At 71.4% G+C, this 14,099-nt stretch carries 14 protein-coding genes; 8 read left to right on the top strand and 6 right to left on the bottom strand.

What is annotated here, in order from left to right:
• Positions 1–24: 24 nt before the first annotated feature.
• A complete protein-coding gene (locus OHS58_RS13690; RefSeq protein ID WP_328648455.1) occupies positions 25–636 on the bottom strand; it encodes a TetR/AcrR family transcriptional regulator in 612 nt (203 codons plus the stop codon).
• A gap of 111 nt (positions 637–747) precedes the next feature.
• Between OHS58_RS13690 and OHS58_RS13685 the strand changes: the two genes are divergently transcribed.
• The 6 genes from OHS58_RS13685 (at position 748) to OHS58_RS13660 (ending at position 7,201) form a co-directional block, all read left to right on the top strand.
• Entirely contained in the window at positions 748–1,956 is a 1,209-nt protein-coding gene (locus OHS58_RS13685; protein WP_328648454.1) for a lipase family protein, read from the top strand.
• Positions 1,957–2,068: 112 nt separating this feature from the next.
• Positions 2,069–4,420: a glycosyl hydrolase family 95 catalytic domain-containing protein gene (locus OHS58_RS13680; protein WP_328648453.1), complete on the top strand. Its 2,352-nt coding sequence runs from the start codon at positions 2,069–2,071 to the stop codon at positions 4,418–4,420.
• Positions 4,421–4,480: 60 nt separating this feature from the next.
• Entirely contained in the window at positions 4,481–4,849 is a 369-nt protein-coding gene (locus tag OHS58_RS13675; RefSeq protein WP_326949505.1) for a DoxX family protein, read from the top strand.
• A 20-nt stretch (positions 4,850–4,869) separates the two neighbouring features.
• A complete protein-coding gene (locus tag OHS58_RS13670; RefSeq protein WP_328648452.1) occupies positions 4,870–5,622 on the top strand; it encodes an alpha/beta fold hydrolase in 753 nt (250 codons plus the stop codon).
• Positions 5,623–5,657: 35 nt separating this feature from the next.
• The gene (locus OHS58_RS13665) at positions 5,658–6,542 is read left to right on the top strand and encodes a LysR family transcriptional regulator (RefSeq protein ID WP_326953376.1); all 885 of its coding nucleotides are present in this window, start codon (positions 5,658–5,660) and stop codon (positions 6,540–6,542) included.
• 26 nt (positions 6,543–6,568) lie between these two features.
• Entirely contained in the window at positions 6,569–7,201 is a 633-nt protein-coding gene (locus OHS58_RS13660; protein ID WP_328648451.1) for a GntR family transcriptional regulator, read from the top strand.
• Positions 7,202–7,629: 428 nt separating this feature from the next.
• Here OHS58_RS13660 and OHS58_RS13655 read toward each other — a convergent pair whose 3' ends face one another.
• The 3 genes from OHS58_RS13655 to OHS58_RS13645 form a co-directional block, all read right to left on the bottom strand.
• Positions 7,630–8,487, bottom strand: coding sequence for an NAD-dependent epimerase/dehydratase family protein (locus OHS58_RS13655; RefSeq protein WP_328648450.1), 858 nt, complete (start codon positions 8,485–8,487; stop codon positions 7,630–7,632).
• A gap of 96 nt (positions 8,488–8,583) precedes the next feature.
• The gene (gene glmS / locus OHS58_RS13650; RefSeq protein WP_326949510.1) at positions 8,584–10,404 is read right to left on the bottom strand and encodes a glutamine--fructose-6-phosphate transaminase (isomerizing); all 1,821 of its coding nucleotides are present in this window, start codon (positions 10,402–10,404) and stop codon (positions 8,584–8,586) included.
• A gap of 50 nt (positions 10,405–10,454) precedes the next feature.
• Positions 10,455–10,715: a hypothetical protein gene (locus OHS58_RS13645; protein ID WP_326949511.1), complete on the bottom strand. Its 261-nt coding sequence runs from the start codon at positions 10,713–10,715 to the stop codon at positions 10,455–10,457.
• A 149-nt stretch (positions 10,716–10,864) separates the two neighbouring features.
• Here OHS58_RS13645 and OHS58_RS13640 point away from each other — a divergent pair, with 149 nt between their 5' ends.
• Positions 10,865–12,025 (top strand): cytochrome P450, encoded by a 1,161-nt coding sequence (locus OHS58_RS13640; protein WP_328648449.1) that lies wholly within the window; start codon positions 10,865–10,867, stop codon positions 12,023–12,025.
• Positions 12,026–12,031: 6 nt separating this feature from the next.
• Here OHS58_RS13640 and OHS58_RS13635 read toward each other — a convergent pair whose 3' ends face one another.
• Positions 12,032–12,793, bottom strand: coding sequence for a DeoR/GlpR family DNA-binding transcription regulator (locus tag OHS58_RS13635; protein ID WP_247051664.1), 762 nt, complete (start codon positions 12,791–12,793; stop codon positions 12,032–12,034).
• A gap of 43 nt (positions 12,794–12,836) precedes the next feature.
• On the bottom strand, positions 12,837–13,634 hold the full coding sequence (locus OHS58_RS13630) for a thioesterase II family protein (RefSeq protein ID WP_328648448.1): 798 nt from the start codon (positions 13,632–13,634) through the stop codon (positions 12,837–12,839).
• A gap of 186 nt (positions 13,635–13,820) precedes the next feature.
• Here OHS58_RS13630 and OHS58_RS13625 point away from each other — a divergent pair, with 186 nt between their 5' ends.
• Positions 13,821–14,087, top strand: a complete 267-nt coding sequence (locus OHS58_RS13625; RefSeq protein WP_247051666.1) for a hypothetical protein — start codon at positions 13,821–13,823, stop codon at positions 14,085–14,087.
• Positions 14,088–14,099: the final 12 nt, after the last annotated feature.

Raw genomic sequence — 14,099 nt, 5'->3', positions numbered from 1 at the left:
ACCTTTCGTCGCACCTGGAAACCCCTAGACGTCGGCCGGCCGGGGCGTCACGAGCAGTTTCAGCACGTCGCTGAACAGCGACGACGGGACCGCGTCCGGGTCGACGCCGCGTTCCACCGCGAGGCCGTTGGACAGCGCGAGCACCACCACCGCGAGGTGCTCGGGCGCCAGGGGCAGCGTGATGCCGTGCCGGTCGGCGACCTTGCCGATGGCCGCAGTGACCGCTTCGCGCAGCCGGGCCCGGCGCTCGGCGAGTCCCTTGTGGACGGCCGGGTTCCGCATGGCCAGTCCCCAGTACTCCAGCAGCAGCCGGTGCCAGGTGGCGTCCGAGTCGATCCCGGCCAGCAGCCGCGCGCCGGCCTCGGTGGTGGCCTCGTCGAGGTCGGCCAGGTCGGCGAACGCCGTCGTCGCGCCCGCCATCCGCTCGACGATGTGCTCTTCCATGATCGTCAGCACCAGGTCGTCGCGGCCGGTGAAGCTGGAGTAGACGGCGCCCTTGGTCAGGCCGGCCTCGGCCGCGACGTCGTTGAGCGACGTCGCGGCGATGCCCTGGCGGGCGAACACCGCGGTGGCGGCGTCGATGATCCGCCGCCGGGTCTCGGCGCGGCTCGGGCGGCGGCGTGCGGGGCCGGTCATGGAGCGCAACGCTACCGCCTCCCTCACCTGGGCGTCCTTCGTTGACTGTGACGCGGGTCATCTGGTAAATCGGACACACGATACCGGTCGGTATCGAAACCGGGAGGTCCCGTGCCCACTGTCAGCGCCGACATCCGCCGAACCCTCACCGTCGTGGTCCTCGCCGCGGCCGCTCTCGTCGCCCCCGCCACCACGGCGTCCGCCGCCGGGCTGCCGCCGAACCCCGCCGCCGATCCCTTCTACGCCCAGCCGTCGCCGTTCCCCGACGTCGCGCCGGGCACGATCCTCGACTCGCGCCCGATCACGATCCGGGCGCTCACCCTGCCGGTGCCGATCCGGGCCTGGCAGGTCAAGTACCGCTCGTCGGACACCCGCGGCGCGGCCATCGCCGACGTCGCGACGGTCATGCAGCCGGTGTCGTCCACCTCGAAGACGCTGGTCTCGTACCAGACCGCGCAGGACGGGCTCAGCCTCGACTGCGCGCCGTCGTACGTGCTGGCCACGGGGACGGCGTTGCCCGCCGAAGAACTGGCCTTGATGGTGCCGCTGCTCGCCGCGGGCCACACCGTCGTGACCGCCGACTACGAGGGTCCGCGGTCCGAGTGGACGGCCGGGCTCAACACCGCGCACGGCGTCCTCGACGGTATCCGCGCGGCCCAGTCGTTCGCGCCCGCCGGGCTTTCCGGGCCGGCGACGCCGACGGCGCTGATGGGCTACTCGGGCGGGGCTCTGGCGAGTCAGTGGGCCAACGAGGTCCAGCCGACCTACGCGCCGGAACTGAAGTTCGCCGGTGTCGCCGCCGGTGGTGTGCCCGCGGACATCGAGTACGTTGCCCGCCGCATCGACGGCGGGCCGTTCGCCGGGATCTACATCGGCGCCGCGGTCGGCCTGAGCCGCGCGTACCCGGAGATCGACACGGCCACGCTGCTCAACACGCGCGGCAAGCAGGCGTTCGAGGACGTCGGCAAGCAGTGCATCGCCCAGTTCAGCGTCGCCCAGGCGTTCCACCGGATGAGCGACTACACGACCGTGCCGCAGCTGCTCGACGTGCCGGCGGTGCGGAACGTGATCGCCCAGAACGTGATGGGCACCCGCAAACCCGGCTCGCCGACGTACTTCTACCAGGGGATCTTCGACGAGCTGGCGCTCACGCCGCCGGTGGACGCGCTGGTGCGGAAGTACTGCGCCGAAGGCGTGACGATCCAGTACAACCGGATCCCGATCGGCGGCCACGTCACCGTCGCGGTCCAGGGGGCGCCCGGGGCGCTCGCCTACATCCACGACCGGCTGGCCGGGAAGCCCGCGCCGTCGAACTGCTGAACTGTTCGTATTATCGGATTAATTACGAAGAATCTTGACCTCGGATCCGGATAGGTCATATGTTTGGCGGGCTTCACGCCGGTCCCCGCCTTCAACGCCGAACGGATCCGACATGTCGAACCCTTCCCTCCCGCCCTCGCGCCGCGCGTTCCTCAAGCTCGGTGGCGCGGTCGGCGCCGGGATCGCCCTGAGTGGCGTTCGTCCTTTCGTCGCAGGCGCAGACGTCGTCCGTCCGGCTGTCGCGGATCTTGTCCCCGGCAGCCGGGCGACGACGCTGTGGTACCCGTCGCCCGCGGTGGAGGACAAGATCATCGAGCAGGGCTTGCCGATCGGCAATGGTCGGATCGGTGTCCTCGTCGGCGGCGACCCGGCCGCCGACTTCCTGTACCTCGCCGACGCGTCCCTCTGGACCGGCGGCGCCAACGACGTCCTCGAAGACGACGGCCAGTTCCCGTACGAGCGCGAGAAGTTCGGCACGCTCGGGCTGCTGGCGAAGGCCCGGATCTCGGTGCCCGCGCACACCGGCGTCACGGACTACCGGCGCACGCTCGACCTGAGCAACGGCCTGGTGACCGTCACCTACGCGTGCCAGGGCACCCGGTACCGGCGGGAGGTCTACACGAGCCACCCCGACGACGTCGTGGTCGTCCGGCTGACCAGCGAAGGCCGCGGGACGCTGACCGGCACGGTCGTCCTCGAGCCGACGCGGGACGAGGTGCTGAGCGGCCCCGCGTTCGCGGCGGCCTTCGCCAACGGGCTGAAGTACGCGTGTGCGGCGTCGGCGTCCGGGCAGGGTGGAAAGGTGTCGCAGCAGGGGAACAACGTGGTGTTCACCGGCTGCCGCGAAGTCGTCATCGTGCTGTCGGGTGGCACGAACTACGTGCCCGATGCGGCGCGGAAGTTCCTCGACGCGTCGGTGGATCCGCTGGCGCTGTCGAAGCAGAAGGCGGCTCGCGCGCTGCGGGCCGGCGGTGGCGCGTTGCTCGCGACGCACGTCGCCGACTACCGGCGGCTCTACGACCGGATGACGCTCGACCTGGGCGCGTCCCCGGCGTCGAAGCGCTCGCTGGACACGTGGGCGCGGCTGGTGGCGCGGCACGACGACCCGGCCACGCCGGACCCGGAGCTGGAGGCGTCCTACCTCCAGTACGGCCGGTACCTGACGATCACCGGCTCGCGCGACGGCCTGCCGATGGGCCTGCAAGGCCTGTGGCAGAACAACAACACGCCCGACTGGATGAGCGACTACCACACCGACATCAACGTCCAGATGAACTACTGGCTGGCCGACCGCGCGGCGCTGCCGGGCAGTTTCACCGCACTGGCCGACTACTGCCTCTCGCAGCTTCCCGTGTGGACGGACACCACGAAGAAGCTGTTCAACGACCCGAGAAACCGCTTCCGCAACACGAGCGGCAAGATCGGCGGCTGGGCCATCGCGTTCTCCACCAACATCTACGGCGGCTCCGGCTGGTGGTGGCACCCGGCCGGCAACGCGTGGCTGTGCAACTCGCTGTGGGACCACTACGCGTTCACCCAGGACAAGGCCTACCTCGCGCGGATCTACCCGCTGCTCAAGGGGGCCGCCGAGTTCTGGGAGGCGCGGCTCGTCACCACGACCGTCGACGGCCGCGAGGTGCTGGTCGACGACCACGACTGGTCACCCGAGCACGGCCCGCAGGACACGCTCGGGAACACGTACTCCCAGGAGATCGTCTGGGACCTGTTCGAGCACTACCGCGCGGCGGCCACGACCCTGGGGCGCGACCGCGCGTACGGCGACCGGATCGCCGGGCTGCAGCGGAAGCTGTACCTGCCGAAGGTGAGCCCGACGACCGGCTGGCTGGAGGAGTGGATGTCGCCCGACAACCTGGGCGAGACCACGCACCGGCACCTGTCGCCGTTGATCGGGTTCTTCCCGGGTGACCGCATCGCGACGGACACGTCGCCCGCCGAGCTGCTCGGCGGCGTCCGTGCCCTGCTGACCGCGCGGGGGATGGACAGCTTCGGCTGGGCGACCGCGTGGCGGTCGGCGTGCTGGGCGCGGCTGAAGGACGCGGACAAGGCGTACCAGCTGCTGCTCACGGTCATGCGGCCGTCGGTGGCCAACGGCAACGGCACCGCGCCGAACTTCTTCGACATGTACAGCCAGGGCAGCTACACGATCTTCCAGATCGACGCGAACCTCGGCGCGCCCACCGCGGCGCTGGAGATGCTGCTGTACTCGCGGCCGGGCGTGCTGGAACTGCTGCCCGCGCTGCCCTCGGCGTGGGCTCGGTCGGGGAGGGTGACCGGGATCGGCGCGCGCGGCGGGTTCGAGGTCGACGTCGCGTGGCGCGACGGCAAGGTGACCCGGGCGGTGATCCGGAGCGTCGGCGGGACCCGGACCGAGGTGCGGGCCGGCGCCTGGAAGCGCACGATCTCCCTGCGGCCCGGCGCGTCGGTCACGATCACGCCAAGTTGAGGCTCGACCTCCGGAAAGTGACGTAGTGTTCAATCACTTATTCCGGAGTTTGGAGTCACCGTGAACGTCGTCCTGTGGATCGCCGCCGGCCTGCTGGCTGTTCTGTACCTCGGCGCCGGGGGCATGAAGCTCGCCACGCCGCGGGAGAAGCTTCTGGAGAACCCCAACATGGGGTGGACGGCGGACTTCTCGGCGGCGGCGATCAAGGGGATCGGCGCGATCGAGATCGTCGGCGCGATCGGCCTGATCCTGCCGTGGGCGCTGGACATCGCGCCGGTGCTGACCCCGCTGGCCGCCACCGGACTGGCGATCGTCCAGATCGGTGCGATCATCGTCCACGCGCGCCGCAAGGAGACCAAGGCGCTGCCGATGAACGTCGTGCTGCTGGTGCTGGCGGCGTTCGTCGCCGTGGGCCGGTTCGCCGGCTGACCTTCCCTTTCGGAGGATCGATGACGCTCCCCGCCTTCACGGATCACGGCGGCCCGGGCCCGGCGGTCGTGCTGCTGCACAGCTTCCTGATGGACCGCCGCATGTTCGCCGCGCAGCTGCCGGCCCTGAAGGGCTTCCGCTGCATCACGGTCGACGAGCGCGCCCACGGCGGCACGCCCGCTTCGGGCCCGTTCGACTACTGGGACGTGGCTCGCGACGTCCTGGCGGTCTTGGGCCACTTGGACGTCTCGTCCGCGGCGGTGGTCGGGACGAGCCAGGGTGGGTTCGTCGCGTTGCGGATGGCGCTGCTGGCGCCTTCCCGGGTTCGTGCGCTGGCGGTGCTCGGCACCTCGGCCGCGGCGGAGGACCCGGCGGTGGCGACGGGCTACCGGGCCGTCCTGGACGCCTGGGTGTCGGGCGGCGCTCCGCCGGAGGTCCTCGACGGCGTCGCGACGATCTGCTTCGGCCCGGCGGAGGTGGGGGAGTGGAAGCGGCGTTGGGCGTCGGTTCCGGCGGACCAGCTGACGTTCGCGATGACGGCCCTCGTCGACCGCGACGCCGTGCTGGACCGGGCGGGGGAGATCGTGTGCCCAGCTCTGGTCCTGCACGGCACGGCGGATCTGGCGTACCCGGTGGATCGGGCGGCCGAACTGGCGTCGGCGCTGCCTGACGCGTCGTTGGTCGTCGTCGAGGACGGGGCGCACTTCCTGAGCTACACCCACCCGGACGAGGTGAATCCCCACCTGCGGCGCTTCCTGGACGCGCACGCCTAATACCCTGGAGGTCTCACCGGGACGGGAGGCCGCTGGTGGACGTCGATCTGCGGAAGCTGCGGTACTTCGTGGCGGTCGCCGAAGAGCTGCACTTCGGCCGGGCCGCCGAGCGGCTGCACATCGCACAGCCGGTGCTGTCCCGGCAGATCCGCGCGCTTGAGTCGGAGCTACGAGCGCAGGTCTTCCTACGGGACAGGCGATCCACGGAGCTGACCGAGGCCGGCCGTCAGTTGCTGGAGGACGCCCGCCCGCTCTTGGCCGCCGCCGAAGCCCTGCGGCGCCGGGTCGCGCTGGCCGCGCGGGGGACGTCGGCGTTCACGATCGGGTTCATGCCCGGGATCACGGTGACGGGCGCGGTACGCGACTTGACTGCACGGCACCCGACCCTGGACGTCGGCCTGGTGCGCACGACGTGGGACGACCAGATCGAGGTGCTGCACGACGGCCGTGCCGACGTGAGCGTCGTCCGGCTGCCGGTGGACCCGCGCGGCCTGACGCTACGGCCGCTGTTCCGAGAGCCGCGGGTCGCGGTGCTGCGCGCCGACCACCGGTTGGCCGGCAAGGAGTCGGTGACGGTCGCCGACCTGGCCGGCGAGCACCTGCTCAACGACCCGGGTGCGGTGCCGGAGTGGCGGGAGGTCGCGGTCGAGCTGCGGGACGGTACGGCTCTGCCCTTCCGCGGATTCCGGAGCGTCGAGGAGAAGCTGGAGCACGTCGCGGCGGGAACGGGGATCGCGGTCGTGCCGCTCTCGACGTCGGAGTACTACACCCGCCCGGACGTCGCGCACGTGCCGGTCTCGGACCTGCCGCCGAACGAGGTGTGCCTGGCGTGGGTGGCCGCTCGTCGGTCTCGGGTGATCTTCGAGTTCGCCGAGATCGCGGCGTCGTGGTTCGACGGGTCTGGTCAGTCTGGCTGCTAGCCTGTGACCTGCGAAAAGGGGGACCGATGGCGCTGCGGACGACGAACATGCGGGACGCGCTGGTGGCCGAGGTGCGGCAGCAGATCCTGAGCGGGGAACTGGCGCCCGGCACGGCGCTGACGGAGCAGGGGCTGGCGACGACGTTCGGGGTCGCGCGTCCGACGGTGCGGTCGGCGCTGCAGGAACTGGAGGCGCGGCATCTGGCGGAGCGGGCCGACGGCCGCTCGCTGCGGGTTCCGGTGCTGACCGAGGCGGACGTCCGCGACCTGTTCCGGGTCCGGCTGCCGCTGGAGGTCGCGGCGGTCCGTGCCGTGGTGACCGACGGTGGTTCCCTCGCCGGGCCGAAGGCGGCACTGGCCGTGCTGGAGGCGCTGCCGGCGTCGGCGAGCTGGGCGGAGCGGGTGGAGGCGCACACGGCGTTCCACGTCGCGCTGGTCGAGGCGGCGGGCAGTCCACGGTTGAGCCGCATCTACCCGCCGTTGCAGGAAGAGATGCAGTTGTGCCTCGCGCAGCTCCGGGAGGCGCACCCGGACCCGGCCGAGCTGGCGGCGGAGCACCGCCGCTTGCTGGAGGCGGTGGAGTCGGGCAACCCGGCCGGCGCGGAGGCCGAGACGAAAGACCACCTCGAGCGAGCGCTGAAGAGCCTGACCGCAGGCTGACGCGGACGCTCCCGCCGTGGCCTGCGAAGTCTTGGCGCGGCAGGGTTTCTCGGCGACTGCCCGTTGGGCGGCGCGCCAAGTGCACGGCGGCGCCGATCGCGAGGGCCTCCGAGACGCCGGCGATCGGTGGCCGCTGTGGTTACTTTCCCTGCGGCATTGCCAAGCGTCGCGGGTGCTCGGTCGTTTGGCTTGGGGTGGTGAACAACGCTGCCCGCAGCGTTGCCCACGCGCGGGACGGGCGTGTGCGGCGGACGGGTGTTCGCCTTGTGGCTGCGCCCGTTCGGTAGGCCATCTCCACCTGTACCCAGTCGTAGATCCAGTCGCCTCGCATGGCGTTCCTCTCGGCCGTTGGTTCCTGCTTCGAGGATCGGCCTGAGGGAGGCGGCGCGGCATCGGGTGATCACGCACCTTTCCGCCGCGCCGGCCCCTTACCCGCGCAGGTCCGACAGCGCGTCCAGGTGGGACGGCCGCCAGCCCAGCTCGGAGCGGGCACGGTCCGGCGTCAGCCGCTGGTCCAGGGCGAACGCCTCCGCGATCGGGCCCATCCGGTCCTCGGCCTCCGCGAGGGTGAGCTGTTCGAAGCGGCCTGGGCAGCCGGCGGCCGAGCTGAGGGCCTCGGCGATCTCCGCCAGGCGGACGTTCTCGCCGCTCACGCCCGCGTACACCGACTTCGCGGGCGCCTGCAGCGCCAGTGCGTACAGCTCCGCGATGTCGTCCGCGTGCACCAGCGCCCAGTGGTTGTGACCGTCGCCGATCACCGGGACCGCGCCGTGTTCGCGGGCCGGGGCGGCGAAGAACGTCTCGGCCAGGCCGCCGCCGTGGCCGTAGACCAGGCCTGGCATCACCAGGACCGGGCGGCCGCCTCGGGACAGGACGCGCTCTTCGTTCGCCCGGCGCCACGCCGTGATGCGCGGTGGGTTCTGTGGCGCGTCCTCGGTGACGACGCCGTTCGTGTCGCCGTACACCCAGACGCCGCCCGTGTGCACGTAGGCGCCCCGGTCGCCCAGGCCGTCCTGCATCGCCGACGCCGCCGCGTCGTCGACGGCGGCCGTGTCGTCGCCGTAGTGCTGGCCCAGGTGGATGACGCCGTCGGCGGACGCGGCCGCTTCGCGCAGGACGGCCGTGTCCGTCAAGGTGCCGGGCACCGGGTGGGCGCCCAGGTCGGTGACCGTCCGGGCGGCGGCGTCGCTGCGGGCGAGTGCGCTCACGTCGTGGCCGTGCCGGATCAGGGCCCGGATCGTGGGGCAGCCGACGTAGCCGGAGCCGCCGGTGAGGAAGACCTTCATCGCAAGGGACCTTTCGTCGTGGTTCCCCTCCGACTCTCGGCCCGTTCCGCGCCCGCGTCCAAGACCCTTTCCGGCCGCTGTGATACCCGCGGGGCATCACTCCACGGTGACGGACTTCGCCAGGTTCCGCGGCTTGTCGATGTCGTGGCCCAGCGCCAGCGCCGCGTGGTAGGCCAGCAGCTGCAGCGGGATCGTCAGCAGGATCGGGTCCAGCTCCGGCTCGGTCCGCGGCACCACCAGGCGCGGGACGTCCAGCGCGCCGAAGTCGACGTCTTCGTGCGTGACGGCCAGCACCGGCCCCGAGCGGGCCCGGATCTGTTGCAGCGCACCGAGGTTGCGCTCCGCGAGCTCGTCCGCCGGCACGATCGCGACGGTCGGCACCGACGCGTCGATCAGCGCCAGCGGGCCGTGCTTGAGCTCGGAGGTCTGGTACGCCTCGGCGTGCCGGTAGGAGACCTCCTTGAACTTCTGGGCCCCTTCGCGCGCCACCGGGAAGCCGCGGACGCGGCCGACGAAGAACAGGCTCTTCGCGTCAGCGCAGGCGCGGGCGTGCTCCTCGATCAGCTTCTCCTCGGCGAGCACCGCCCGGATCTGGTCCGGCAGCGCGCGGATCGCCGCGACGATCCGCTGCCCGGACGCGTTGGACAGGTCCCGGACGCGGCCCAGCGCCAGCGCCAGCATCGCGAACCCGACGGCCATGTTCGTCAGCGCCTTCGTGGACGCGACCGCGACCTCCGGCCCGGCGTGCAGGTACAGCCCGCCGTCGCAGGCCCGCGCGATCGCCGAGCCGACCACGTTCACCAGCCCGATGACGCGGCCGCCCTTGCGCTTGACCTCTTCGACGGCGAACGCGGTGTCGACCGTCTCCCCGGACTGGCTGACCGCGATGTAGAGCGTGTCCGCCTCGATGATCGGATTGCGGTAGCGGAACTCGGACGCGGCCTCGGCGTCGGCCGGGATCCGGGCCAGTTCCTCGATCATCGTCGCACCGATCTGGCCGACGTAGTAGGCCGAGCCGCAGCCGAGGATCTTCACCCGCGCGAAGCCGCGCAGCTCCCGCGGTGTCAGGTTCAGGCCGTCCAGGCGGGAGACGCCGAAGCGCTCGTCGAGGCGGCCGCGGATCATCCGCTCCACCGACTCGGGCTGCTCCTGGATCTCCTTGTACATGTAGTGGCTGTGCTCACCGAGGTCCAGGTCGTCGGCCTCGATGTCGATCGCCGTCGGCGGGCGGCCGGTGTCGGCCTCCTCGACGGTGAACGTGCGGTACCCCTTGGCCGTGACGCTGGCGAACTCGCCGTCGGCGAGGTGCACGACGCTGGAGGTGTGGCGGACGAGCGCGGCCAGGTCGCTCGCCACGAACATCTCCTTGTCGCCGACGCCGACGATCAGCGGGGATCCGTTGCGCGCCACGACGACGCGGTCCGGACGGCTGGCGTCGGTGACGGCGATCGCGTACGTGCCGGAGATCCGGGAGACGGCTTCGACGACCGCGTCCTCCAGGGTCTCGGCCGCCGAGCGGGCGATCAGGTGGGCGAGCACCTCGGTGTCGGTGTCGGAGGCGAGCGTGACGCCGGCGCGGGTGAGCTGCTCGCGCAGCGCGTCGGCGTTGTCGATGATCCCGTTGTGCACCACGGCGATCCGGCCGTCTTCGGAGACGTGCGGGTGGGCGTTGGCCTCGGTCGGCCCGCCGTGCGTCGCCCAGCGCGTGTGCCCGATGCCGGCCTTGCCGGCCAGCCGCTTGGGCAGCGCGGCGGTCAGGTTGCGGACGCGGCCGGTGATCCGGTGCACGCTCTGGCCGCCGGTGCCGAGCACGGCGATCCCGGCCGAGTCGTAGCCGCGGTACTCGAGGCGGGTGAGCCCTTCGAGCAGGATCGGGGCCGCGTTCTGGGTGCCGATGTATCCGACGATTCCGCACATGCCGGGGTGACCTCACTGGAGCAGGGGACGGGGGACCGGGGCGGGCCCGGTCAGCCGTAGACGATGCGGCGCAGCTGCCGCTCGGACAGGGTGGGCGGCGCGACGAGCCTGCCGTCCAGCTCGCCGGCGAGCAGCGGGAAGATCTCGGGGTTCTTCTTCCCCTCGGTCTGCAGCTCCGCGTGCCGGCGCCGGACGTACTGCTCGGCGGTCTCCCGGTAGAACGCCAGCACGTCCTCGACCACGCGCCCGGCCACCGCGGGCGACAGACCCGTAGACAGCGCGACCTGGTCGATGAGTGAGGCGTCTTCCATGGCGCTCATCATGCATGGCGACGTCGTGAACACCAAATTCCTGCCCGATATCGGGCAAGAACGGGCTCGGTCGGGCGAGACTAGGGGTTCTTGCAGACTTCCGCCGTCGCAGCAGCCTTGGCGGGTCGCCGGGCGGTACAACAATCCGCATGGTGAGCACGGAATCCGGCGTGGTGAGCTTCCCCCGGCGCGCGCCCGGCCAGACCTCCCCGCCCGACGGCTACGCCGCGCTGCGCGGGAGGCCCGGGCTGTGCCGGACCATGCTGCCCGGCGGGAACCTGGTCTGGCTCGTCACCCGGCACGAAGACGTCCGGGCCGCGCTGACCGATCCGCGGCTCAGCTCCAACCCGGCGCTGCCCGGCTTTCCGGCCACCGGCGGGGCACCCGAAGCGGTTCCCGGGTGGTTCGTCGCGATGGACGCGCCGGAGCACACGCGCTACCGGAAGCTGCTGATCCCGGAGTTCACCGTCCGCAAGGTGCGGGAGCTGCGACCGGGCATCCAGCAGGTCGTCGACGACCGGATCGACGCGATGCTCGCCGCCGGCAACGCCGCCGACCTCGTGTCCGCCTTCTGCCTCGTGCTGCCCTCGCTGGTCATCTGCCAGCTGCTGGGCGTGCCGTACGGGGACCACGAGCACTTCGAGTCGCGCACCCGCGTCCTGGTCAGCCTGGCCTCGACGGCGCGCCAGCGCGAGGTCGCGCTCGGCGAGATCAACACCTACCTCACCGAGCTGATCGCCGCGAAGCGGGCGGAGCCGGGGGAGGATCTGATCAGCCGGCTGCTGGCCGGCGGCACGCTGGACGACGACGAGCTGCGCGGCGTCGCGATGCTGCTGCTGGTCGCCGGCCACGAGACGACGGCGAACATGCTGTCCCTCGGCGTGGTCACGCTGCTGGAGAATCCACAGTGGATCGGGCACGAGGGTGTCGTCGAGGAGCTGCTGCGGTTCTACTCGATCTCCGACGTCGTCAGCCTGCGCGTCGCCACCGAGGACCTCGAGATCTCGGGCCAGCTGATCCGCCGCGGCGAGGGCGTGGCGCCGCTCGGGCTGGCGGCCGGGCACGACGGCACGGTGTTCGACGACCCGGGCGAGTTCTGCCCGGCGCGGTCCGCGCGCAGCCACGTCGCCTTCGGGTACGGCATCCACCAGTGCATCGGCCAGAACCTGGCGCGCCTGGAGATGGAGGTCGCGCTGACGACGCTGTTCGCCCGGATCCCGCGGCTGCGCCTGGCGGTGCCGGCCGACGAGCTGAACTTCAAGCACGACGGTGTCCTCTTCGGACTGTACGAGCTGCCGGCGCGGTGGTAGGGCGGGTCAGGCGGTCAGGACGTTGACGCCTTCACGCTCGATCTCCGCCGCCACGGTGGAGTCGATGCCACCGTCGGTGATGAAGGTGTCCACTTCGGACAGTTCGGCGAAGCGGGCGAAGTGGTCGTTGCCGACCTTCGTGTGATCGGCGAGCAGGACCACGCGGCGGGCGCCGGCGATCGAGGCGCGCTTGACCATGGCCTCGGCCGGGTCCGGGGTCGTCAGGCCACGCTCGACCGACAGGCCGTTGGTCGCCATGAACGCCACTTCGACGAACGTCTCGCTCAGCGCGTGCAGGGCCCAGGCGTCCACCGACGCGAGCGTGCGGGCCCGCAGCCGGCCGCCGACCAGCATGACCGTCAGGTTGGGGCGCTTGGACAGCGACAGCGCGATGTTGACGGAGTTCGTGACGACCGTGAGGTTGCAGTCGATCGGCAGGGCCTCGGCCAGGTGTGCGGTGGTCGTGCCGGCGTCGAGCAGGATCGCGCCCTCCGACGGCAGTTCCGCCAGCGCCGCCTTGCCGATGCGCTTCTTCTCCGCCGTCATCACGCTTTCCCGCGTGGTGAACGCCGGTTCGAAACCCAGCCGCTCGATGGGGATCGCCCCGCCGTGCACGCGGCGGAGCGATCCGTGCCGCTCCAGCGTGGTGAGGTCGCGGCGGATGGTTTCGGTGGTGACGGTGAACTCGCCCGCCAGCTCGGCGACGTCGACTCTGCCCCGCGTACGTGCACGCTCGAGGATCATTTGCTGACGCTCCTCCGCGTACATCGCCGCCCCCTCCATGTCGGTGTGTGTTGCCGGCGATGTGAGTTTATGTTGAATCACGTCCGGAAAGCAACGCCGGGGTCTCCGTGGCCAGGGCCTGCAGTTCCCGCTGGATCTCGCCGTTGACGGCCCCCTGGTGACGCGCGAGGAAGAAGTGGCCGCCGGGGAAAACCTCCAGCCGGAACGCGCCGTCGGTGTGCTCTCGCCAGTTTTCCGCTTCCTCGGCGGTGACCTTGGGGTCGTCGGCGCCGATCAGGGCGGTGAGCGGGCACGGGACGCGGCGGCCGGGAGCGCAGGTGTAGGTCTCGATGGCGCGGTAGTCGTTCCGGATGGCCGGCAGGGCCATGCGGAGGATCTCGTCGCCGCCGAGCACGGTCAGGTCCTGCTTGTTGAGCTCCTTGACCTCCGCGATGATCCCGTCGTCGTCGCGCTCGTGGATCCGTTCGTCGCGGTGGGTCGAGGGACCGCGGCGGCCGGACGCGATCAGCGCGCCGGGCCCCGGCGCGCCGCGGTCCGCCAGCCGCAGCGCGACTTCGAAGGCCAGCACCGCGCCCATGCTGTGGCCGAAGAACACCGTCGGTTTCGCCGACAGGGCCAGCAGTTCCGCGGTGACCAGGTCGGCCAGGTCGGTGATGGTGTCGACGCACGGTTCGCGACGGCGGTCCTGGCGGCCGGGGTACTGCAGGGAAACGACGTCGACGTCCGGTGCGAACCGGGCGGAGACCGGGTGGAAGTAGCTGGCGGAACCGCCGGCGTGCGGGAAGCACACCAGCCGGGTCCGTGCTTCGGCCGCCTGGTGGTAGCGGCGGATCCACGGCGTCGTGGCGTTGTCCGCGATGTTCACGAGGCGTGTTCCTTTCGGCGTGCTTACGGGTCACCAGTAAACCCAGGCCGCCGCAACGGAAACCTTAGTGTTGCCGGTCACCCGCGACGGAACGCGTGAGATCCACGGTTTTCCGGGTCAGGGCCCGCCTAGCCTGCGCGTACGGCCGTTTCCCGGCCGCGCCCGACCGCCCCGAGAGGAGCTCCGATGACCGGTGACGCGCTCGCCCTCGCCCGGCGCAAGGCCACCGAGCTGCGCCGGGCCGTCCAGTCCCTGCACCGGATCCACGGTGACACGCACTCGATGCGCCGGTTGCTGAGCGACCTCGACTGGATCGACGCCGGCCTCGGTGAGCTGCCGGCCGCCGCCGCGTGCGAGGGCATCGAACGGATCGTCGTGCCCGACACGCCCTACCGGCTGGACATGTGGCACGGCGCGGACGACGAAGGGCTCGGCGGCCGCCGGCACCAGTGAGCTGACCTCGAA

It is taken from the genome of Amycolatopsis sp. NBC_00348 (assembly GCF_036114655.1).
Classification (GTDB): Bacteria; Actinomycetota; Actinomycetes; order Mycobacteriales; family Pseudonocardiaceae; genus Amycolatopsis.
The sequence above is the reverse complement of the archived record's forward strand: the minus strand, read 5'-3'. Positions and strand labels throughout refer to the sequence as shown.